General features: G+C 46.4%; 17 protein-coding genes. 16 read left to right on the top strand and 1 reads right to left on the bottom strand.

Annotated elements, in window-relative coordinates:
* The first annotated feature begins 71 nt into the window (after positions 1 to 71).
* From H509_RS0107380 to H509_RS0107410, 7 genes are all read left to right on the top strand, one after another.
* Positions 72 to 1,793, top strand: a complete 1,722-nt coding sequence (locus H509_RS0107380; RefSeq protein WP_051286873.1) for a sensor histidine kinase — start codon at positions 72 to 74, stop codon at positions 1,791 to 1,793.
* Positions 1,790 to 3,028 (top strand): response regulator transcription factor, encoded by a 1,239-nt coding sequence (locus tag H509_RS0107385; RefSeq protein WP_028544518.1) that lies wholly within the window; start codon positions 1,790 to 1,792, stop codon positions 3,026 to 3,028. The genes H509_RS0107380 and H509_RS0107385 overlap by 4 nt, the downstream gene beginning before the upstream one ends.
* Before the next feature lie 153 nt (positions 3,029 to 3,181).
* Complete coding sequence (locus H509_RS0107390) at positions 3,182 to 4,462, top strand: ABC transporter substrate-binding protein (protein ID WP_028544519.1); 1,281 nt, start codon at positions 3,182 to 3,184, stop codon at positions 4,460 to 4,462.
* A 372-nt stretch (positions 4,463 to 4,834) separates the two neighbouring features.
* Positions 4,835 to 5,758, top strand: coding sequence for a carbohydrate ABC transporter permease (locus tag H509_RS0107395; RefSeq protein WP_028544520.1), 924 nt, complete (start codon positions 4,835 to 4,837; stop codon positions 5,756 to 5,758).
* Between the two features lie 60 nt (positions 5,759 to 5,818).
* A complete protein-coding gene (locus tag H509_RS0107400) occupies positions 5,819 to 6,631 on the top strand; it encodes a carbohydrate ABC transporter permease (RefSeq protein ID WP_028544521.1) in 813 nt (270 codons plus the stop codon).
* Between the two features lie 29 nt (positions 6,632 to 6,660).
* Complete coding sequence (locus H509_RS24590; RefSeq protein ID WP_245596000.1) at positions 6,661 to 10,026, top strand: glycoside hydrolase family 2 TIM barrel-domain containing protein; 3,366 nt, start codon at positions 6,661 to 6,663, stop codon at positions 10,024 to 10,026.
* 18 nt (positions 10,027 to 10,044) lie between these two features.
* Positions 10,045 to 10,956 carry a DMT family transporter gene (locus H509_RS0107410; RefSeq protein WP_028544522.1) on the top strand — a complete coding sequence of 304 codons (912 nt, stop codon included), beginning with the start codon at positions 10,045 to 10,047 and terminating at the stop codon, positions 10,954 to 10,956.
* 133 nt (positions 10,957 to 11,089) lie between these two features.
* Here H509_RS0107410 and H509_RS27140 read toward each other — a convergent pair whose 3' ends face one another.
* Positions 11,090 to 11,251 carry a DUF1328 domain-containing protein gene (locus tag H509_RS27140; protein ID WP_028544523.1) on the bottom strand — a complete coding sequence of 54 codons (162 nt, stop codon included), beginning with the start codon at positions 11,249 to 11,251 and terminating at the stop codon, positions 11,090 to 11,092.
* Between the two features lie 383 nt (positions 11,252 to 11,634).
* Here H509_RS27140 and H509_RS0107420 point away from each other — a divergent pair, with 383 nt between their 5' ends.
* From H509_RS0107420 to H509_RS0107460, 9 genes are all read left to right on the top strand, one after another.
* Entirely contained in the window at positions 11,635 to 12,309 is a 675-nt protein-coding gene (locus H509_RS0107420) for a DUF948 domain-containing protein (protein ID WP_028544524.1), read from the top strand.
* Between the two features lie 190 nt (positions 12,310 to 12,499).
* A complete protein-coding gene (locus H509_RS0107425; protein ID WP_028544525.1) occupies positions 12,500 to 13,666 on the top strand; it encodes a SpoIIE family protein phosphatase in 1,167 nt (388 codons plus the stop codon).
* The gene (locus H509_RS0107430) at positions 13,663 to 17,040 is read left to right on the top strand and encodes a response regulator (protein WP_028544526.1); all 3,378 of its coding nucleotides are present in this window, start codon (positions 13,663 to 13,665) and stop codon (positions 17,038 to 17,040) included. Before H509_RS0107425 ends, H509_RS0107430 begins: the two co-directional genes overlap by 4 nt.
* A 90-nt stretch (positions 17,041 to 17,130) precedes the next feature.
* On the top strand, positions 17,131 to 17,967 hold the full coding sequence (locus H509_RS0107435; protein WP_157277534.1) for a CheR family methyltransferase: 837 nt from the start codon (positions 17,131 to 17,133) through the stop codon (positions 17,965 to 17,967).
* 17 nt (positions 17,968 to 17,984) lie between these two features.
* Entirely contained in the window at positions 17,985 to 19,187 is a 1,203-nt protein-coding gene (locus H509_RS0107440) for a response regulator (RefSeq protein WP_028544528.1), read from the top strand.
* A 166-nt stretch (positions 19,188 to 19,353) separates the two neighbouring features.
* Complete coding sequence (locus H509_RS0107445) at positions 19,354 to 19,674, top strand: STAS domain-containing protein (RefSeq protein ID WP_028544529.1); 321 nt, start codon at positions 19,354 to 19,356, stop codon at positions 19,672 to 19,674.
* A 34-nt stretch (positions 19,675 to 19,708) separates the two neighbouring features.
* Positions 19,709 to 20,170, top strand: coding sequence for an anti-sigma B factor RsbW (gene rsbW, locus H509_RS0107450; RefSeq protein WP_028544530.1), 462 nt, complete (start codon positions 19,709 to 19,711; stop codon positions 20,168 to 20,170).
* On the top strand, positions 20,167 to 20,925 hold the full coding sequence (locus H509_RS0107455; protein ID WP_028544531.1) for a sigma-70 family RNA polymerase sigma factor: 759 nt from the start codon (positions 20,167 to 20,169) through the stop codon (positions 20,923 to 20,925). The genes rsbW and H509_RS0107455 overlap by 4 nt, the downstream gene beginning before the upstream one ends.
* A 293-nt stretch (positions 20,926 to 21,218) precedes the next feature.
* Positions 21,219 to 22,634, top strand: coding sequence for an amino acid permease (locus H509_RS0107460; RefSeq protein ID WP_028544532.1), 1,416 nt, complete (start codon positions 21,219 to 21,221; stop codon positions 22,632 to 22,634).
* Positions 22,635 to 22,866: the final 232 nt, after the last annotated feature.

Below are 22,866 nucleotides of genomic sequence, written 5' to 3' on the forward strand. Positions count from 1 at the left end.
AGATTGCTGATAACGATTATGATAAACTTCATTTACTTCCGTTCGTGCAAGCCTCAAAGGAGAGGATAACGATGTTTCGCTTGAATAGAACTTCGTTTGTCAGCCGACTGCCTGCGCCGCGCCGAAGCCTTCGTTTTAAGCTCGTTTTGTCGTTCCTTGCGGCCGCACTTGTGCCGCTAATATCGCTTGGCCTGTTATCATACGTAAAGTCGACGGAATTGCTTGACGAACAGCTTGGCAAATACGGGCATAACGCAGTGACTCAGCTTCAGTACCAACTGGATGCCGAATTAAGTCAATTGGAGATGACTGCGGGGTATGTGCACACCTTTTTACTGGACCCAACACGAGTCGTAATTGGACAGCAGGTGCCGAGTACCTACGCGGAGCTGCAAGAGCAGCGCAACTTAGAGGATTTTTTGAAAGCGCTTAAAACATTGAAGTATCAAGGTATTTATATTGTGCTTCCCTCTGGTTATTACTTTGGAGAAAGCCTAATAAATACGAGTGAACTAGCAGAACAGAAATGGTGGCGTACTTTGCCGGAGAACTATGCAGGCAAGTATTGGGCAGGCTTCTATACGTCAAGCCATTACGTAAGCAGTACGGATCAGCATACGCGGCTGCTTGGCCTGGTCATCCCGATTCGCAACCAGCAAGGATTGCTGCAAAATAGTCGGATTTTGATTGAAATGAAAGCAGATAAGCTCTTTGAGCTGTTCCACCTGTTTGAAAAAGATACACAGGCCGCCCTAACGATTCGAAATCAAGCGGGACAGGTAATGTATCAATCTGAACGTCAATATGAACCCAATCCGACGGATGTTGTATGGACGAGAGGACTTACGATGAATGATTGGCAAATCGAATCGAGGCTGCCATACGAACAATTTTATCAATCGTCAAATGTCATTCGTTCCTTCACCATAATCGGTTTGGTGGTCGCAGGGCTGGTGGCGCTGCTTTTGGGCTATTTCTTTTCCTCCCTCGTAACGAGGAGAATCAAGCGTCTTAAAGAGTCGATGCACCTCGCGGGTGCCGGTAGACTGCATACGCGAGTGCCTGAGCAGGAGCAAGATGAGCTTGGAGTGCTGGCACACAGCTTTAACCGTATGGTCGCCCAGATTCAGACGCTTGTAGAGGAGATTGGAAAGACGGAGCAGCAGAAGAAAGAGGCAGAGCTGCGAGCGTTTCACTATCAGATTAATCCGCACTTATTGTTTAATACGTTGAATACGATTCAATGGAAGGCGCGCCTGCAAGGGAATGAGGAGATTCGCAGCATGCTTTTTCATTTAACAAGGCTGCTGGAGGGTAATCTGGATATTTCGCAAGAGCTGGTCACGCTGGAGCAGGAACTTGCGATTATTGATCATTTTCTTCACATCCAACGTGCTCGTTACGAGCATGAGTTTGGGTATGAGGAGCAGGTTGATCAGCAACTGCTGCATTACATGCTGCCAAGGATGAGCTTGCAGCCGCTGTTCGAAAATATATTTTTTCACGGATTTGAGGATGGGCAAGGTCGAATTACACTTGTGCTGAAAGAAGAAGGGAAAGAATTGATGCTGATCTTGCAGGATGATGGCAAAGGGATCGCTGAATCTACACTTTCGCGCTTAAAGGAAGGAGCTCCGCAACAAGCAGATGGCAGAGGGCTTGGGGTTGTTAACGTGGATCAAAGATTTAAGCTGCATTTTGGTCCTGCGTATGGCTTGACGATTGAATCTGTAGCAGGTGCAGGAACGACCATTATAATAAGGTGGCCAAAGAGAGTGGGGGGAGAAGCATGACAGTAAATGATCCGATTAAAGTGCTGTTAGTTGACGATGAAAGCATTGTGCGGCGAGGCTTGAAGGCTACGGTAGATTGGACGCGTTACAATATGCAGGTCGTCGCTGACGCCCCAAACGGACAGAAGGGCTGGGAAGCTTTTCTGGAATTCAAGCCTGAAGTTATTATTACGGATATTGTCATGCCTGAGATGGATGGGATCGAGCTGGCCAAACGAGTGAAGCAGCAATGTCCAACGGCTAAAGTGCTGCTGCTTAGCTGTCATCGCGACTTCGAATATGCGCAGCAAGGAATTGCAATCGGGGCGTCAGGGTACTTGTTAAAGACCGCTTTTGAGGATGAGGAGCTTGATTTCTTTTTAAGCAAATTTAAAGAAGAATTGTCGGTGGGGCTTAAAGCGGTTGAAGTCGTACCAAACGATGACCGTGATCGTTGGAATGCCTCCTTTTATGCCTGGTTGTGCGGGTTTCGCAACGAATTCCGCAGTGAATTGGGGTTGCGCTGGAATGAACATTGGTCATGGATGAACGAGCCCCATGAAGTCTATTTGGCTAAGCTTTTTCCCTCTGGCGCCAATGCTGAGCGTGAATGTGATCAGGCGAGTAGTGACTCAGCCAGTCAGGCGCATTTGCTGTGGGAGGAAATTGCGGGTCAATTCAAACAGGAATATAAACAGGACGGTTTTTTGGACATGGTGCCATGCGGAGCCGACCGCTGCTTTTATATGGTCAGCCAACAGGAAGGGCAGCAGTTGGAGCATATTCTAAAGGAATGGAAACACCGCAACGTGGACTTCTATTGGAGTCGAAGCGCTCCGTTACAAGGGATGGACGCATGGCTTCAAACTGTAACGATGCTGCATCAGGAAGCAGAGTTGGAGAAGCGATTCGAACTGCGTACGTATTCTTGGCCGGACACCATTACGTTGGCAGTCCGACTGACGGCTGACAATCTCCGTGAACCGTGGAGTGTGAGCGATCTCGCACACCGTGTGGGCTTGAGCAGAAGTCATTTCAGCACCTTATTTAAGAAAGTGACGGGGGAGAATTACGTTTCCTTTTTATATCGTATGCGATTAAAGACTGCAAAAAATTTGCTTGCTAACACCTCGATGACGTTACAGGAGGTAGCCGAGCAGATCGGTATGGTAGACGGCAAATATTTAAGCAAGTGGTTCAAGCGCTGTTGTGGCATGACGCCTACACAATTTAGAAACGGACAAAAAGCAGAATAACATCTATCAAAGTAGAAGTGACGGCATCTAAGAGGGGGCATAGGGGCGGACAAAATAACCCCAAAAAAGAAACAAATGACTGTTTTGAAAACGCTTTATTTCTCTTAAATTGAGGGTACGTCAACAACAACAATCAATTAGGGGGACGTACGGATGAGCGCAAAGTTAAAATGGATAACCGTTCTAATGGTCATGTGTACAGCGATCTTGAGCGGATGCGGCGGCAGTCAGGGCAGCACGGGCAGTTCTTCAGATCAGCAAGGCAGCAAGTCGGAAAAGACGGTGCTGCGGTTTGCAACTTGGGATACAGGTGAGAGCCTCAAGGTGATGGAAAACATCGCAAAAGCGTTTGAAAAAGCGAATGCGAACGTAAAAGTACAGATTGAGCCTTATGCAGATGGATTTGATCAGAAGCTAGCAGCTTCCTTTGGGGCTAGCAACCCACCGGATGTCATGCTGATGTGGGATTTCCCAACTTATTATACGAATTTGGAGCCGCTTGATGACTATATCGCCAAGGATGCGGGCTTAAAGCTGGATGACATCTATGAAAGTTTGTTTAATTATGTAAAGGTGGACGGGAAGAGTTATGGTATTCCGGCTGGCTTTTCCTCCCGTGCCGTCTACTATAACAAGAAACTTTTTGATGCAGCGGGTGTTCCACATCCTAAAGACGGCTGGTCATGGGATGATTTTAAGGCTGCGGCTGCCAAGCTGACGGATAAGTCCAAAAAGCAGTACGGCTTTGGTGTTCGTGCCGAGAATGATCCGTATGATATGCAAGGTTTTGTCTGGAGTAACGGCAGCAGCTTTATAAGTGATGACGGTAAGGCGATTGAGGGGTACATGAATAGTCCGGAAACGGCACAAGCGTTGCAGTTGTTCGGGGACATGGTTAAGGAGGGTTCTGCTGTACTCGTTGGTGGTAAAAACCAACTAAACGGCAACGATATTTTTAAAGCAGGCAAGTTGGCGATGTGGGAAAGTGGTGTCTGGCCGCTGGAAAGCTTTAAAGAAGCGAAAGTAGACTTTGGCACGGTTGAAATGCCTGCATTTAGCGGCAAGCCAGTGAAGGGTGTCATTGCGATGAGTGCAATCTCAGTAGCAAAGCAATCTAAGCAGAAGGAGCTGGCTTGGGAGTTCGTGAAGTTTTTTATTTCTGAAGAGGCAGTCAAAATGAAGAGTGATGCCGATCTGCCGATCCGCAAAAGTATTGTACAGGAAAAGAAGTTTGATCAGGACCCGCTATATAAGCCATTTTATACGATGCTGGAGCGTTCCGATAAGACACCTTCCTTTTTGTTGAACAAAAACTGGAAATTGGTGAATCGTCACCTGTCAACAGCCGTTGATGCAGTAATGTTAGGTCAAGAAGCACAGAAGGTATTGGATGCGGCTGTAAAGGATGCAAGCAAGTATATGGGGGAGAAGTAAGTCGTCCTCTTTTCAAAAAGGTGCTGTACCTGAAGTCATCACAAATGACATGGGGCAGTACCTTTTTTTGATGTGGAAACTTTTGAAGTGTACTGAACAGCCAAGGGTCAGTTTAACAGGCAAATTTGCATCGCAACACAGTTTTAGGTCTGTACAGCTCACGCTAGTGTACAACGGTTAGATCGTACCTAACAATAGGGTGATATGAAGCGAACAATACGGCACCTATGCTAAAATTAAAGGCCGAGATTTACTAACAAAGTGCCCCCTCCAGCCAGACAGCCGTGTGTGTAAAAACGCTTACAATCCAAATACAATAATACACAACGGGGGACGCCCCACATCGAATTAGGATGGAAAGGAACGAAGTCTATGGAGACCAAAGTAAAAAGATCGACAAGCCTGCGTTTACAAAAGACGATTCCTTATTTGTTCATTATGCCGTGGATTATCGGGTTTATCGCTTTTACTCTCGGGCCCCTCATTTTCTCACTAATCATTAGCTTTTATGACTGGCCCATTGTAGGAGAGAAAACATTTGTTGGCCTTGCCAACTTTAAAGAAATGTTTACAGATGATCCTTTGTTTTATACCTCATTGGAAGTAACTGTGAAGTTTGCCATATTATTTGTGCCACTGAATATCATTATTGCACTGCTGCTAGCTATGCTGTTGAACAAAAATGTTAAGGGAAGCGGACTGTTTCGAACGGCGTTTTATTTGCCTTCCGTCATTTCCGGTGTTGCACTGGCCATGATATGGGCTTGGGTTTACGACGGAGAGTATGGCATCTTGAACTACTTCCTGTCGTTAGTAGGTATCGAAGGCCCGAATTGGTTAAACGATCCGACATGGGCCCCGATTGCGATGGTTATCGCGAGCTTGTGGGGGCAAGGCACGATGATGCTTATTTTTTTGGCAGGTCTCAAAAATATTCCAAAAGACTTGTACGAAGCCTCTGCCATTGACGGTGCGGGCAAAGTGGCACAGTTTTTCAAAATTACGGTCCCTATGTTGTCACCGACCATCCTGTTTAACTTGATTACAACGATTATATCGGCTTTCCAGCAGCTAACGCTGGCGTTAGTGTTGACAGGCGGCGGGCCGCTTCATTCCACTTATTTTTATGCCATGTATATGTATGAGAACGCTTTTAAATTTTCGAAAATGGGATACGCCTCTGCTAACGCCTGGTTTATGTTCATTGTAGTTCTGCTGTTGACGATGATGGTGTTTAAATCATCTTCTGCCTGGGTGTACTATGAGGGAGAAATGAAAGCGGGACAGAAAGGATAAGCTTGGGCGGGTCTCTTTCGTTCAATGTTTGGTTCCGCACTTAATAGATGGGGTGATCTTATGAAAAAAGTGCTCGTATACGCGGTGCTCGCTCTGTTTTCCTTGATGTTTCTTGCACCGTTTTATTGGATGATCACGACGGCGATCAAGTCACCTGAAGAATTGTACGTCTTTCCGCCGAAGTGGCTGCCTACCGTTTTTAATTTCGATAATTTTGCTAAAGCGTGGACGATTCAACCATTTAATACGTTCTTGGCCAATTCATTAATTGTAACCCTGCTATCCCTTATCGGGCAGTTAGCATCGTCGGCGCTTGTAGCCTATGGTTTTGCTCGTTTTCGATTTAAAGGGCGGGATACGTTATTTGTGATTTTGCTTGCATCGATGATGATTCCGTGGGAAGTGACGATGATTCCACTGTATATGGAATTTAACGCGTTAGGATGGATTAACACACTAAAGCCGTTAATTGTACCCGCATTTTTCGGTGCACCTTTCTTTATTTTCCTGCTGCGTCAATTTATTATGACGATTCCGATCGAGTTGGAGGAGGCTGCCCGTATCGACGGTGCAAATCCGCTGCAATCTTTTGTACGTCTTATTATTCCGCTTATGGGTCCTGCGCTCATTTTGGTCGGGGTGTTCCACTTCCTGAGCAGTTGGAACGATTACTTGGGGCCGCTTATTTTCTTAAACGATCAAAGTAAGTATACCCTTACGCTTGGTCTGTCACAGTTCCGTGGCATGTATGGTGTGGAAATGGAATCTATAATGGCTGTTACGTTTCTGATTTGCTTGCCGCCGCTCATTCTGTTCTTTATTGCGCAGCGCTATATTGTCGGAGGGATTGCAACTACAGGAATTAAGAGCTAGACACAGAAGCCGCAAGGAGGAATATACAAATGAACGTCAGACATTCGATACAGGATACAGACAACACATTAAAAGTGACATCTATTGATAACATGCAGAAGGATTGGAGTAATCTGGACGTGCTGCAACTGAATCGCGAGCCAAGCCGTGCGTACTTTATTCCACATGCGCGCAAGCAAACGGCTTGGCAGTATGAGCGTGGTGGATCGCCGTGGTTTCGTCTGTTGAACGGAAGCTGGCAGTTTCGTTACGACGAGCGGCCGGAACTAGCCCCTCCTCATTTCTACATGGAGGATTATGATACGGAAGGCTGGGCCGCCATTGAAGTGCCAGGACACTGGCAGTTACAAGGATATGGGAGTCCTCATTATACCGACCTGTACTATCCATTTCCGTTGGACCCCCCTCATGCGCCAGCCCAAAACCCGACAGGCTCGTATCGAAGGGAGTTTACGATTTCACCGGCTTGGGCAGGTATGCGCAAAACGTTAAGATTTGAAGGTGTTGACAGTGCTTTTCATGTTTGGGTCAACGGTCAGCCTGTCGGTTATAGCCAAGGCAGTCGCTTACCGTCGGAGTTCGACATTACAACGTATGTGCGCGAGGGGAGCAATACATTAGCTGTTCGTGTATATCAATGGTCGGATGGCAGCTATTTGGAAGATCAAGATATGTGGTGGTTAAGCGGTATATTTCGGGACGTATCTATTATAGCAGAGCCACAAGTCCATATTCGTGATTTTAGCATCAGGACAGACATGGACAGTGCTTATCAACATGCGACGCTATTCGTAGAGTGTGAGCTTCAGTGCATAAAAGAAGAGCGTGTAGGTATAGATAGCGGTTATTACGTTACCTATGAACTGTTTGATGTGAATGGATGTCTCGTTCGTTCAGGAGCAAGTGAAGCCGTTATGCACATCAAGTCGGAGAGAACGCAGGAATTAGAGGAATCGCAGGAATCGAAGCGATTGGCTACTGAACAAACATCGTCATCCTATACGTTACGGATGAATACGGTAGTGACGAATCCGAACAAGTGGACGGCAGAGACCCCTTATCTCTATACACTGCTATTATCATTGTACGATGTTCATCACCGACTGATTGAAGTTATTCCTAGTCGGGTCGGCTTTCGCAAAGTAGAAGTCCGCGGCGGTCAGATGCTAGTAAATGGTGTGGCAATACAGCTTAAAGGTGTAAATCGTCATGACCATCATCCAGAGCTTGGCCGGTATGTACCATACGCCGTTATGCGGCAGGACGTACTAATGATGAAGCAGCACAATATTAATGCTGTGCGTACAGCCCACTACCCAAACGATCCACGCTTCTATGATATATGTGACGAGTTAGGTCTATATGTAATGGACGAAGCGGATCTGGAAACACACGGTACCGAATTGGTGGGCAAACCTGACTGGTTAAGCGATGATCCGAACTGGGAGGCCGCTTACGTTGATCGCATCGAGCGAATGGTACAGCGTGACAAGAACCATCCGTCTATCATTATGTGGTCACTTGGCAATGAATCAGGTTTTGGCTGCAATCATAAAGCGATGAGCCAATGGGTGCATCAAGCAGACCCGACACGTCTCGTTCATTATGAGGGCGATCGGGAAGCTGCTGTAAGTGATGTATTTAGTACGATGTATTCCTCAGTTGAAAAGCTAGAGGGCTTCGGGCAGCTAGAAGAGTTGGATAAGCCTCATATCGTTTGTGAGTATGCTCATGCGATGGGCAATGGACCAGGTGGATTAAAAGAATATGATGAAGTGTATCGCAAGTATCGTCGCCTCCAAGGTGGCTTTGTATGGGAGTGGATAGATCACGGCTTGCTGGCATACAGCCCGGAGGGCGAAGCCTATTTCACTTATGGCGGGGACTATGGCGACGAACCGAACAACGGCAACTTTGTCATCGATGGTCTTGTACGACCAGATCGCGTGCCTTCGCCGGGATTGCTGGAATATAAAAAGGTCCTTGAACCTTTGCAAGTGGAAGCTATAGATTTAAATGCAGGCGTCATCCAAATCATGAATTTGTATGATTTTATTACTTTGGATCATTTGTTATTGGGGTGGTCTATCGTCAAATATGGTCAAGTGCTTGCAAGCGGAACCAGTGCCTTACCGTCTATTTCGGCGGGGGCTTCCGAGCAAATAGAGCTGCCGTTCCCACAGCTTGCTCATCCATTAATCAGCGGCAGCACTGTGGACGCAGATGCATCGTCAGAGTCTGAATGCTGGCTGAACTTAAAGCTGACGCTTGCCCAAGATGAGCCGTGGGCTGCCCGCGGGCATGAAGTAGCTTCCGTACAGCTGCGGCTGCCAAGCAAGCTGAAGCAGGCTACAGCGCAGGAAGCTTTGGCAGTGGCTGCACGTGGGGCAACAACCCATAGCACGGCATCCGCCGCTTCAACGGTTAGCCTATTGGCCGTCGAACGATCGGCACAGGAGGATCAATGGGCTCCTCTTCGCTGCCGAATTGACGAACATTTGCTGCGGGTGGAAAGTGAAAGGTGTAAAATGGTATTTAATTTGCTCGAAGGGACGCTCGATAGCTGGACATTGGAGGGCAAAGCGCTATTACACACTGGGCCAAGGCTGAATTTCTGGCGCGCTCCGATTGACAACGATATGTATGTTTTGCAAAATTGGAAGAAGGCTTGCCTGGACCGGCTAACGCAAAAGGTTGACGCGTACGCAGTGGAGGAGAATGCTGACGGTGTAGTAATTACATTTGATATTCGGATCGCTCCGCCTGTATACGATTGGGGCTTCCGCTGTCAGATCAAATATGTAGTTTCTCGGAATGGAGCTATACGTTTGGAAGCGAATGGTGAACCAATAGGCTCGCCACCTGAACTGCTGCCGCGTATTGGCTGGTCAATCTCCTTGCCAAGAACGATGAATCAGGTGACGTGGTATGGGCGCGGCCCAGGTGAAAATTATGCAGATAGTAAGCTGGCGAGTGAGGTTGGTGTTTATACCACTACGGTGCGTGAATTGGCTTTCCCGTACGTGTATCCGCAAGAGAGCGGCAATCGTACAGATGTTCGTTGGGTGGGACTGCATGATCTGCGTGGCACAGGATTGATGGCGTGTGGAGACCCAGTGCTAGAGTTCAGCGCGCACCCTTATACAGATGCTGATGTGGAACGAGCCAAGCATTTGCACGAACTGAAGGAGCGGGATACGATCACGCTGCATCTGGACTATCGCCAAAACGGCCTTGGCAGCAACAGCTGTGGTCCAGCGCAATTACCGGCATACGCATTAAAGCCAGAGCCATTCGCGTTTGTAATCTCACTTCAGGCTTTTCATACTGAGGAGACATCGGTAGTGGCGCTTGGCAGCGCCTGCTTCACGGGTAATAAGCCTGCAATTGATTAAATGAGGTGAGCCGACGGAATGACACGTGCTTGGATCGCAAATTTATGTTTGCTGTTGGTTGCCTTTGTTTGGGGCTCCACTTTTATTATTGTGCAAAAGGCAGTACAAACACTGCCGCCGCTGGCATTTAACGCGGTTCGCTTTTTAGGGGCAACGTTCCTATTTGTAATTATCATGATGTTGATGTACCGTCGTCGCAAATACAATTGGTCGCGCAAGCTGCTGCTACATGGCAGCTTGCTAGGCTGCTGGTTGTTTGGTGCCTATGCTTTGCAGACTATTGGACTTTTGCATACAACGACTACAAACACAGGCTTTATTACTGGCATTTCGGTTGTGCTTGTTCCCTTTGCGATGCTGCTGTTTATGCGGCAGCGGCTTGCTTGGTCCACTTGGGCGGCGGCGATGATTGCCTTTGTAGGATTGTATTTGCTTACGTTTAATGGAGGCGTATTAACCTTTAATAAGGGGGATTTGCTCGTGTTTTTCTGTGCGATCTGCTTTGCATTGCAAATTGCTCTGACGGGTAAATATGCCCCTGTGTACGATACGCTGCCGCTTGTAATTGTACAATTAGGTACAGTGGGAGTGCTGTCGGCTGTCTTTTCTTTATTCACAGAGTCGCTTGGTTCGCCTGCTGCCCTATGGACTTCGCTTACCAATTCCGATGTGCTGGTTGCACTTGCGGTATCTATTGGTCTCTCGACTGCGTTTGCTTTTTGGGCGCAGACATGGAGTCAGCGGTATACGTCAGCGACAAGAGTGGCCATCATTTATGCCACAGAGCCCGTATTTGCGGCCATTACAGGTGTCACATTTGCCAATGAGACGTTGGGGGGATGGGCAATTGTCGGCTGTGCACTTATTTTCGGTGGAATGGTATTGGCGGAAATTCGTTGGAAGCCAAAAAAATCGACGATCTCCGCTTAACTATGCGTTTTAATGCGGCTAGCAGAGGCGGAGAAGTAGGGCGTATGATTAAAAATTAAAAGGCTGCACCGTTGTAGATCATTCTACACCGGTACAGCCTTTGTTCGTTCTGTTGCAGACCGTTCGTGTAAAATCATGGTGTCCTTCTACCAGTAAGTAACGATATGACAAACAAAATTAGGAAAATAAAGAAGAGTACTTTTGCAATCGAGGCTGCCGCCTCTACAATACCAAAAAATCCGAATATACCTGCGACAATTGCGATGATAAAAAAGAGCAAGGCCCATCTTAACATCATATTCACTCCTTTGTCCTCGTTAGTAAACAACTGTTGGATTGCTGTAGTTTGTTGCAGATTGTATAACCAAATCAAAATCGGTTTGAAACATTTCTTATGTTATTTCATTTTTGTGATTCAATCGTCTTGTCTAGGGGTATACATGGTTAGTTCTATTCTTCTCTGTACCTGCAAATATGCATGCTCATATACATGCTAACATCCATGCATATTCGTAAATACACGCATCGTGACGGGCGAGCACGGTATGGCTAATATCGGAACATTTCGATCTATGTGCAGCAAATATGTACATATTCATATACAATAAGAGTAAAGTTCTACTAGGATAGACTTATTAGCAGACATATCTATTCGTTGTGGGGAAGAGAGGGTGCAAAATGATACTGGAAATCAGTGCTTTAATCGCATCATTGGCTTTTGTAGTTCTCGTTATATTTTTAATTCAGACATTGGTAACAGCCAAGCGTTCATTAGACCGTGCATCGGCAACGTTGGAGGAAGTACAGCGCACGGTTGAGGCATTAAGCGGAGATTTGCAGGCGGTTGCCCGCAATGCCAATGAGATGACAGCAGGCATCCAGCAGCAGGTGAAGAAGATAGAGCCACTTGTTGATTCCATTGAAAATATCGGCGAAGCACTGAATGAAGTAACGGCAGTAGCTAGACAAGTTTCTGTTGGTCTCGTAAACGGTGTGCGCAAGGCGGCAACACGCTTTGACACCGATAAGCTGAAACGTAAATCACGCGCACAGGCCGCGGTACCTACAGACGCAGCGCCAGATACAGGCACGAGTGGAGTATCTGGCCCGGCAGCGGCTGTCGATTTTGCGTTAGCATCCGCAGCCGTACAAGCCGGTGCCGCGGAATCGGTGCATGCTGCTCCCGAGACGGAAGCAAAGATGATGATGCCACTGGCGATCGCCGAGGCAGCGGCTACGAATGCTGCTAATAAGCCGGCTCCTAAGGGTGCAGCAGCTTCTTCGGAAGCATGGAAGTCGTGGGTAGATATCGGAGTGCAGGCGTGGCAATTGTTCCGCAACAGCTCGAAATAGAAATAGCCGGTTATCATTAGATAGCCGGCTATGTTTTTATGAGGGATAGCGCCTACTAGTGGGGGGCGCCATGAGCAGTTAGTTGCTTAGCTTGTGTGGTTATATAGTACAATTTTTTATATGGTGTGCAATTACTTGACTCATTTAGACATAGTTGAGATGACGCTGCAAAGATAGGGGAGAACCGCAATTGAACGTACTCGTTGTCGACGATAACCCGACGAATGTAATGCTTATACGAGAGATATTACGTAAAGCCGATTATACCGGTATTACGACCGTTTCTTCCGCTAGAGAGATGTACGAGGTACTGGGACTGAAGAAGTCAGGCGTCAGTACAGATACTTTAAAAGAACCGGACATCGATCTCATCTTGCTAGATATGATGATGCCTGAAATTGATGGATTAGAAGCGTGCAGACATGTTCAAACCTTTCCCATGCTGCGTGATATTCCGATCATTATGGTTACGGCGATTGGAGACTCCAATACATTGGCGGAGGCGTTGGATGCAGGTGCGGTTGATTATGTGACGAAGCCTATTAACCGTATTGAACTGCTGGCGCGGATTCGACTAGCTTTACGCCTGAAAAAAGAGAAGGACTGGCACAAGGAAAGAGATCGTCATATCCGCGAGGAGCTTCGTTTGGCGGCTAGTGTGCAAGCCTCAGTTCTAACGGAGCCCTATTCAGATGAAAAAATAGAGATACAGGCCATTTACAAACCTTCTGAAGAGTTGGCAGGGGATTTATATGCCTGGTTTCCATTAGGAAATGGAAAATACGGGGTGCTCATTTTAGATATGATGGGCCACGGGGTGTCTTCTGCACTGCTGTGCATGTTCATTGCGTCGGCACTTCGTAATACGGTCATGGATGAAAAGACACCAGATGGTGTGCTGCGCAGCTTGAACAACAAGTTTCATTATTTACATATGAGCGACAGCTTAACGATGTATTATTTGACGGCAATATACGTCATTGTGGATACGGTGCAGCACCAGATTCAGTATGCCAATGCGGGTCATCCGCCAGGTATCGTCGTAATGAGTGACGGAACGGTCGTCCATCTGAAGTCTACAGGCCATCCTGTCGGGATGTTTCCTGAGCTTGAGGTAGAGTCAAAGATGATTAGATGTACGAATGTGTATCGGTTGGCTCTTTATACGGATGGTCTTGTGGAGGCTGCCGGAGATACTCTCGATGAGGCCATTGCGCACTTGACGCAATTAATGAAGCAAGAGGAATCGATAAATGCGGAGACGTGGTCCACCTTGTTTGGCAATCCTTGCGCACGAGAGGATGATAAATGTATGGTATGGGTTTCTGTGCGGAGTGTAGAGGAGGAACCAGCGTGAAGCTGAAGACAAAGTTAATCATAGGTTTTGCATCTGTTATGATTATTTTGGCAGGACTCGGTTGGATTTCGTATGTACGGATGAGCGGCATGCAAACGGAGATTGAACGGTTCTATAATGAACGTTTTGTAAAAGTAAAAGCGGCTTCGGGTGCCAGAGATGATTCCAACAATATGGCACGCGAGCTTGTTAATGAGCTGCTAAATGGGGGTACAAGTACACAAGAGGCGGCATTAGAAATTCAGCGTTATAAGAAAAGAGTTATCCAAGCGCTTCAATTGCTGGAGAACACCGTCCTCACCGTTCAGGAAAAGGAAAACATTTCGCAAGTGAACCGGTCGTGGGCGAATTATATGGTGTTTGTGGAAGAAGCGGAGCGGTTGAGTGCATCTAACCAAGTGGCACAAGCCAACGAGCTGAGGAATAGTGTTGGGCTGCCCTATTTGAAGAAACTCCAGGAGGATTTAAACAGTCTGGCCAGCTATCATGAAATGATGATGGATGACCAGCTTCGTAAATCTCAACAGCTGTATGAGCAGTCTATCGCTTGGACGATAGGAATGATGGGATTAGGCATCATTTTAAGCGTTGGTGTTATGTTATGGGTTATTCCAGGAGTAACTCGTAATTTGAACACGATGGCGTTGATGATCCGCAGTCTTTCTCGTGGCCGCACAGCTATTATCCGTAAGATGAAGGCATATACCAATGATGAGATTGGTGAAGTCATTGAGGTATTTAAGTCTATGGTTTCTGATCTGGAGCAACGTAAAAAGATCGAAGAGCAGTTTCAATTAGAGCAAGAACAGCAAGCCTGGATCGATAGCAACATGGCAAAAGTAACGGACTTGTTACACGGAGTGACAACTTTACAGCAAGTTGGACAGACGTTTATAAACGAATTCACCCCCATTCTAGGCGCTCAGTACGGTGCACTTTATATTCGTGATGATGCCAAAGAATCCAATAAGCTGCGCCTGTATGGGTCTTATGCGTCTGTGCATCAATTGGAAGCTGAGCACAGCTTTGCCATTGGGGAAGGTCTAGTCGGACAGTGCGCCGCTGATGAACGCCCGATTGTTATTCATGATATGGTAGATTGCTCTTTGCGGATTCAATCTGGTGTATGTGAAGCAGCACCAATGGAGTTAGTTTTTTACCCGATCACATTTGAGCAGCGGGTGCTTGGTGTTGTCGAATTGGCGTCGTTGAAGCCGCTAACAGATATACAGTATAAGCTGCTCGAACAACTGATGATCAATTTAGGAGTCATTATCCATACGATATCAGGTAAGATGCGTGTAGAAGAGCTTTTGCGAGATTCTCAAGCTCTGACAGAGGAACTCCAGTGCCAATCAGAGGAATTAATGACGCAGCAAGAAGAACTGCGTCGTTCGAATGAGCACTTAGAAGCGCAGACGGAGGCGCTCAAGCGTTCGGAAGAGCTTCTACAGCGGCAGCAGGAGGAACTGGAGCATTACAATACAGAGTTGATTGCTAAGACTAGAGCGCTGGAAGAGACTATGCTGAGCACGCAAGAGAAGAACGAGGAGTTGGAACGCGCGCGTACGACATTGGAGCGCCAGACGCTGCAATTGGCGCTTGCGTCCAAGTACAAGTCAGAGTTTCTAGCCAATATGTCTCACGAATTGCGGACGCCTCTGAATAGTTTGCTCGTTCTCTCGCAGTTGTTAGGCGAGAACAAGGAAGGCAATTTGCTAGAGAAACAAGTTGAATATGCGCGGACGATTCATATGTCTGGGGCGGATCTGTTAAAGATGATTGATGAAATTTTAGATTTAAGCAAAATAGACGCGGGAAAAATGCAGCTTGATTACGAACAAATGCATATTCAAGAAATAACTAGCTTTATGTATGATAGCTTTGAGCCGATTGCCTCACAGAAAGGAATTACATTCCACCTGCACGTTGCAGAGGGGCTGCCGGCATCTATTTACACAGATTCCGTTCGATTAAAGCAAATTGTCCGAAACTTATTGTCGAATGCTTTTAAGTTTACGAATTCGGGTAGTGTTGAGCTATTGATAGCACCTTCCTTGGATATGGATGCCAATGAGGGTGAAGAATCGCCCGCATTTTTGGCTATTCAGGTGAAAGATACCGGTATCGGCATTCCGCAGGAGAAGCTTCGACTTATATTTGAAGCGTTTCAGCAGTTGGACGGTACGACAAGCCGCAAATACGGTGGTGCTGGCTTAGGATTATCGATTAGCAGAGAGCTGGCCCGTCTTTTGGGTGGCAGCTTGACAGTTAGCAGCACAGTAGGGGAAGGTAGCCTGTTTACGTTGCTGCTGCCGATGTATACGGAGGTAGAGCAATTAGCCCATCTGCCAACTATGGCGGACAACAGCCACTTGTCCGAGATCGAGCAGTTGGTTCGAGAGGTGGCAAAGCAGATCGAGGACGGCGTGTCGGGTGAAAAGGAGAGTGTAAGGCTTCCACAGATACAGATGCTGTCCGAGGTGGCGGCCAGCTATGCAAAGAAGCAGGAGAATTTTGCTGGCAACCCCCAACTTGCTCAGGTACGGCCGTGGATGTTCGAACGCAGGCGGCTTCTGATTGTGGAAGATGATGGTCCGCAGCGGCAATCGATGATTGCTCTTATTGAAGGAGCCAATGTGACTGTGACCGCTGTATCTACGGGATCAGAGGCGTTACAATACCTTGCACAAGAGAAGATAGACGGCATGGTGCTTGATCTGATGCTGCCCGATATGACGGGCTTTCAACTGATCGAGCATATGGCACAGACGCTGCCGGAGCTTGCGCATCTGCCTATTATCATTTATACAGGCAAGTCGTTAGATCACAAAGAAGAGCTTGAACTGCGCAAGCGCGTACAAAGTATTATTATCAAAAACGTGAAGTCGCCGGAGCGTCTGCTGCAAGAGACGATGCTGCTCTTGAATCGCGTCGAATTAGAAGAGGATAAGTTTTATCAGCCTGAACAGGCGATAGAGCCAAAGGATCAGTTGTTATCTGGTAAAAGCGTATTGCTAGTAGATGATGATGTACGGAATGTATTTGCATTGTCGAGCGTACTTGAGCAATTTGATATGGTGATTGAGTATGCAGAAAATGGAGTGGAGGCTTTGGCAGCTTTGCAACGAAACCCTACCTTTGATATCGTCCTGATGGACATGATGATGCCGGAGATGGACGGTTACGAAGCGATGCGGCAAATTCGCCAAATGCCTGCATTTGAAAAGCTGCCGATTATTGCACTTACAGCCAAAGCGATGAAGGAAGATCGTAATAAATGCATTGAGGCGGGGGCATCTGATTATGTCAGCAAGCCGTTCCAAACCGAGCAACTGCTGTCTCTAATGAGAGTATGGCTGTACAACACCTAGCATTAATCAAAAGGCCATACAGACGTAGAGGAATCGGAAAGGAAGTCGAGCATGGACGAGCATGAATCTGATCAAGTATCCGCGCAGGACATGCGTAGACACGGCGATGCTGATCGCGAACGTATTGAGATTGAATTGTTGTTAGAGGGAATGTACAAAGTTTATGGCTACGACTTTCGAGATTATGCGTATCCCTCTTTGAAGCGTCGAATTTGGCATCAGGTATACGCTGAACAGTTGGCCTCAATATCAGAACTTCAAGGGAAAGTGCTGTACAATCGCGATTATGTGCAGCGCTTGGTTCATACGCTTTCGATCCCTGTTACGGAGATGTTTCGTGATCCTAAAATGTATGCGGCTTTCCGTGATAAAGTGGTACCTCTGTTACGGACTTATCCTTACATTCGCATATGGCATGCGGGCTGCTCAACAGGGGAGGAAGTCTATTCGATGGCCATTCTGTTGCAGGAGGAAGGACTGTACGAGAAAGCCAGATTGTATGCGACTGATATGAACCCTGTTGTGCTGCAAAAAGCGAAGGAAGGCCGTTGTTCCTTAGATAAGATGCGCCTGTATACGACTAATTATTTGGAGGCTGGTGGAAAGCGATCCTTTTCCGAATATTACAACGCAGCGGAGGACGGCAGCGTAATCTTTCATCCATCTTTACGCAAAAATATTATATTTTCAGATCACAATTTAGCTACAGATATGTCGTTTAATGAATTTAACGTTATTCTTTGCCGGAATGTCATGATTTATTTTAATGATGCGCTGCGGGACCGGGTCCATCGGTTGTTTTGCGAGAGTCTAGCTCCATTAGGAGTGTTGGTGCTAGGGTCCAAAGAATCGATCCATTTTACAGACTGTGAGTCGCATTATGAGGAAGTAGACCGTGTAGAGAAAATATATCGAAAAATTCGCTAACCGATCGAGGAGGCAACATGCCTACGTTAGAACCTATTAACATTCTATTGGTCGATGATCGTCCGGAGAACTTGCTCGCCTTGGAGGCGGTGCTCTCGGAAGAGAACTATCGGCTCATTAAGGCGACCTCAGGAGAAGAAGCATTGAGGCATCTCATGAAAGAGGAGTTCGCCGTCATTGTGCTTGATGTGCAGATGCCAGGCATGGATGGCATTGAGACAGCCAAGTGGATTAAAGCGAGGGAGAAGACACAGCATATTCCGATTATTTTTATTTCGGCTAACTACAAGGAGTCTGAGCATCTGTTTGCAGGCTATTCAGCAGGCGGCGTTGATTATATGGTCAAGCCTTTTGTACCGCACATTTTACGGTCCAAAATTCAGAGCTTTGTGGGTATTTTCCTTGCGCAGAAGCGTTTGAAGTCCCAGAAAATGCTGCTGCATCAAAAAACACTGGAATTGGAACGAATAAATCGCGAGTTAGCACTGGCAAAGGAAGAAGCAGAACGAGCAGCGCTGGCCAGAACGCAATTTCTGGCCGTGATGAGCCATGAGATTCGGACTCCGCTAAATGGTGTGATTGGAATGGCTGATCTGCTGCAAGATACAGAGATGAGTCTGGAACAGCGCAATTATGCGGAGATGATTCGAAAAAGTGCGGATTCGTTAATGAAGACAATCAACAACATTTTGGATTTTACTAAAATGGAGTCCGGCAAGCTAGAACTCGAAGAGTATCCGTTCGACCTTAAGGCTTTGATTCAGGAAGTGCTGGAATTGTTTACAGCGGAGATGAGCAAGCGACATTTAACATGCACTGTGGATATAAAGCAGGACGTTCCGGCTTGTTTGCTTGGTGATATGATTCGGCTGCGTCAGGTGCTCATTAATCTAGTGGGTAACGCGATCAAATTTACGGATGACGGTGAGATTTGTATTCGCATCGAAGTGGTTCCAGATCACAAAGACGATCACACTTGTCGGTTGAGAATTGAAGTTCAGGACACCGGCATTGGAATACCGGTTGATAAGATGAATGCATTATTTCAGCCGTTCTCACAGCTTGATTCCTCTATGAATCGTCGTTATGGTGGCAGTGGTTTAGGCCTTGCCATTAGCAAATCTATAGTGCAGATGATGCAAGGTGATATTGCTGCGTATGCGCTTGATCGTGGCGCGATGTTTCAATTTACAGTTGTTTTGGGTAAATTGGAGCAATGAGAGAGAATAGCATCCATATTTGCGGATGACAATCATTTTGAATTTTAATGTTTCAGCGTTTCAACAACAGGGTAATAGGGAACGAAGCGTAGAATCAACATACTTTACTAGCTAAGCAGGTATATCATTTCTTCATAAAATGAGTGGAATAATGGGAGAGGACTATATGAGCACAAACCATTTTGCAGTCGTAACACATCAAGATGGGCAGCAAATTACGATTCAACTCCAAGGTGATTTGGATTTGGCTGCTTCTGGCGAGTTTCGTTCGTTTATGGAGCCGCTAGTAACTGATTCAACAAATCAGCTTACACTAGATTTATCCAAGCTTACGTACATTGATAGCACAGGCATTGGCATTCTCATTTCCATTGTCAAAGTACGCAAAGCCGCAGAAGCACCATTTTTCGTGGAGCATATTCCGTCTCAGGTTCAAAAGCTGTTTGATATGACAGGCATTTCGAAGTTTTTAACGTCTAGCCAGTAAGGACTTGAAAATGATAATTGAAAGGACATGAATCATGACTGATAGCAAAATACAGCAGCAGGTCAGATTAACGCTGCCTGCGCAAGCTGACTATGTCGATTTGGTTCGTTTAACGTTATATGGGATTGCCAGCAAAATTGGATTTTGTTACGAAGAGATCGAGGATATGAAAGTGGCAGTGTCGGAAGCTTGTAATAACGCTGTGTTATATGCATACAACCAGGATGGCGGTATGGTGGATATCGTATTTGACATTGGGAGCAACGAGCTTGGTTTGACGATTCGTGATGAGGGCAGCAGCTTTCGTGCGGAGCAAGAGACGCAGGAACTGTTGGGGTGGCACGATAAGTCAATTGATGAAGTGGAAGCAGGAGGACTTGGTTTCTACTTAATGCAGGCACTCATGGATGAAGTGGAGGTTGTCAGCATAGAGGGGCGCGGTACGGAAGTACGCATGAAGAAACGTATCCAGCAGTTTAGCGAGGAACTGCGATGAGCCTACTTCCCCAGTCCCATTCCGCTAATGATCTCATCCGCCAATATCAAGCCACCAAAGATAACGATACAGCTACTATTTTAATTCAGAAGTACGAGCCTATGGTGAAGATGGCTGCTGGAAAAATATCGCGTAATCGTCCAGACCTCTATGAAGATTTGATGCAGGTTGGCAATATGGCGCTTATCCGTCTGCTAAACCAGTTTGATCACGTATTGGGTGTCCCTTTTGAGGCTTATGCCATGAAAAGTATGATTGGTCATATGAAAAATTATTTAAGGGATAAGTCTTGGTACATCCAAGTGCCAAGGCGAATTAAAGAAAAGGGTGCTTTGGTGCAGCAAACGATTGATTTGCTCACCGTAAAGCTTGAACGCTCACCTAGCATAGAGGAAATTGCGGAGCAATTGGAGCTGACGGTAGAAGAAACGTTGGAAGTATTGGCAGGTCGAGAGTGCTATCATTATGTCTCACTCGACACCCCACTGTCTCAAGAGGAGAGTGCAGCCACGCTGGGCGAACTAATCAGTTCAGACGTAAATGATTACGACGCTGTAGAACGTAAGATGGATCTGCTCGAAGCGATGAAGGAGTTGCAGCAGGAGGAAATGCAAGTACTGCAGCTTGTATTTGAGCAAGGCTTATCGCAGCGAACGGCAGCAGAGCAGCTTGGTATTTCGCAGATGAGTGTCTCTCGTATTCAGAGAAGGGCAACGGAGAAGCTGAAGCAGATAATGATGGCTAGGGATTTATAATGAAATGGACATGTAAAGATTAAGGGCAAATGTGTACCGTATAGTTGGTGCAGGTTTGTCCTATTTGAATTGGACTAAATTGGACTAGAAGAGATGCTTAGCTAACGATCAAGCTAGTGAACGACAGGGTAACCCAAGAAAAAGACACGTGGTAATCGTAAAAAAACGTAAGGTGTCACAGAAATGTAATCGTTTCCAATAATTGCGTGCTGCGCATATAAACCGTGACATGGTAAAATAATAATGTGGAACCGTAAAGTTGACGTTTTGGCGTCTAGTGAGGAGTGACCTAGATGGCAGAACTATTTAGGAAGAAAAATGTAGAGCAGATGCTGTTGCAAAGCAAGAGCAAAAGCGTCACGAAGTCATTAGGTGCAATGGATTTAACGCTTCTTGGTATTGGAGCAGTTATTGGGACAGGCGTACTTGTATTAACAGGGCTTGTAGCTGCCCGTGACGCTGGTCCAGCCGTCATCTTTTCGTTTATTATGGCGGCGATTGTGTGTGGATTCGCAGCACTATGTTATGCGGAAATATCATCTGCAATTCCGGTTAGTGGAAGCGTTTACACTTATTCGTACGCCACAATCGGTGAATTTGTCGCTCATCTGATGGGTTGGACACTATTGTCCGTCTATGTGGTAACCACCTCGGCAGTGGCCAGTGGTTGGACCGGATATCTGAATAACTTTTTATCTGGCTTTGGGCTTGATTTGCCAAAAGAGTTAATTACGATTCCGAGTCAAGGCGGACTGGTTAACCTGCCATCCATGATGATCATTATGTTTATTACTTGGCTGCTTTCACGTGGTACAAAAGAGAGCAAGAAGGTAAATAACATTATGGTCGCCATTAAGCTTGGTGTTATTCTCCTGTTTATCGTAGTTGGCGTGTTTTACGTTAAGCCTTCTAACTGGACTCCATTTATGCCTTACGGCTTTGAAGGTGTAATGTCTGGTGCGGCAGCCGTGTTCTTTGCCTTTTTAGGATTCGATGCGTTATCGACATCAGCCGAAGAAGTGAAAAATCCGCAGCGGGATCTGCCTATCGGTATTATTACCTCGCTCGGCGTTTGTACCTTGATTTACGTTGTTGTATGTTTAGTAATGACAGGTATGGTGCCTTATACGGAATTAAACGTGCCTGAAGCTATGGCACACGTGCTGCACGTTGTTGGACAAGATGCAGTAGCAGGTGTAATCGCTGCTGGTGCCATCATCGGGATTATGGCCGTTGTGTTCGCGTACATTTACGCAACTACCCGTGTATTTTACTCTATGAGTCGTGATGGGCTTATTCCAAAAATGTTCGCGAAAATGAATAAGAAGGAAGCTCCGACTACAGCTGTATGGCTGACCGGACTCGTGAGTGCCTTCGTTTCAGGCTTTATCGATCTGAAAGAATTGTCCAACTTGGCTAACATTGGAGCTTTGCTCACCTTTGCGATGGTTGGTGTCACCGTTATGATTTTGCGTAAGACACATCCAAACATGCAGCGTGGCTTCAAAGTACCATTAGTACCATTGCTTCCGATCATTTCGGTAGGTTGCTGTCTGTTCTTAATGGTGAATTTGCCACTTCAAACTTGGTTGTACTTTGGCATTTGGCTGCTGCTAGGTGTAATTGTATACTTTGGTTACTCCAGACGCCACAGCCACTTACAGAAAGGCGACAGCGTGGAGGATTCACTAAGAGCATCAAACGAATAGCAGGGAAGCGAACGATTAGGTTACACGGTTGCATGATTAAGTACTGCTCTTCTGGTCTGCATAGACTGGTCGAGCAGTTTTTTTGTTTTGACAGCTCTTATTTTTGTTTTAGAAGTTCATATGATCTGCAATCGTTCATCCTCCCTTATTGTGCAGTGCTGGTGAGGGGAATGAAGGCACCTGTTGTTAAAGTTGTTGTATTGTATTGTATTGTAGGAACGCCCTGTACGTG

It is taken from the genome of Paenibacillus taiwanensis DSM 18679, assembly GCF_000425125.1.
Lineage (GTDB): Bacteria > Bacillota > Bacilli > Paenibacillales > Paenibacillaceae > Paenibacillus_B > Paenibacillus_B taiwanensis.

Bases quoted from the DNA above. Each gene is read 5' to 3' on its own strand.
- H509_RS24590 (WP_245596000.1), top strand. From the start codon at position 6,661: ATGAACGTCAGACATTCGATACAGGATACAGACAACACATTAAAAGTG.
- H509_RS0107440 (WP_028544528.1), top strand. From the start codon at position 17,985: ATGCCTACGTTAGAACCTATTAACATTCTATTGGTCGATGATCGTCCG.
- H509_RS0107445 (WP_028544529.1), top strand. From the start codon at position 19,354: ATGAGCACAAACCATTTTGCAGTCGTAACACATCAAGATGGGCAGCAA.
- H509_RS27140 (WP_028544523.1), bottom strand. From the start codon at position 11,251: ATGTTAAGATGGGCCTTGCTCTTTTTTATCATCGCAATTGTCGCAGGT.
- H509_RS0107435 (WP_157277534.1), top strand. From the start codon at position 17,131: ATGCGTAGACACGGCGATGCTGATCGCGAACGTATTGAGATTGAATTG.
- H509_RS0107460 (WP_028544532.1), top strand. From the start codon at position 21,219: ATGGCAGAACTATTTAGGAAGAAAAATGTAGAGCAGATGCTGTTGCAA.
- H509_RS0107455 (WP_028544531.1), top strand. From the start codon at position 20,167: ATGAGCCTACTTCCCCAGTCCCATTCCGCTAATGATCTCATCCGCCAA.
- H509_RS0107385 (WP_028544518.1), top strand. From the start codon at position 1,790: ATGACAGTAAATGATCCGATTAAAGTGCTGTTAGTTGACGATGAAAGC.
- H509_RS0107380 (WP_051286873.1), top strand. From the start codon at position 72: ATGTTTCGCTTGAATAGAACTTCGTTTGTCAGCCGACTGCCTGCGCCG.
- H509_RS0107395 (WP_028544520.1), top strand. From the start codon at position 4,835: ATGGAGACCAAAGTAAAAAGATCGACAAGCCTGCGTTTACAAAAGACG.
- H509_RS0107420 (WP_028544524.1), top strand. From the start codon at position 11,635: ATGATACTGGAAATCAGTGCTTTAATCGCATCATTGGCTTTTGTAGTT.
- H509_RS0107400 (WP_028544521.1), top strand. From the start codon at position 5,819: ATGAAAAAAGTGCTCGTATACGCGGTGCTCGCTCTGTTTTCCTTGATG.
- rsbW (WP_028544530.1), top strand. From the start codon at position 19,709: ATGACTGATAGCAAAATACAGCAGCAGGTCAGATTAACGCTGCCTGCG.
- H509_RS0107390 (WP_028544519.1), top strand. From the start codon at position 3,182: ATGAGCGCAAAGTTAAAATGGATAACCGTTCTAATGGTCATGTGTACA.
- H509_RS0107410 (WP_028544522.1), top strand. From the start codon at position 10,045: ATGACACGTGCTTGGATCGCAAATTTATGTTTGCTGTTGGTTGCCTTT.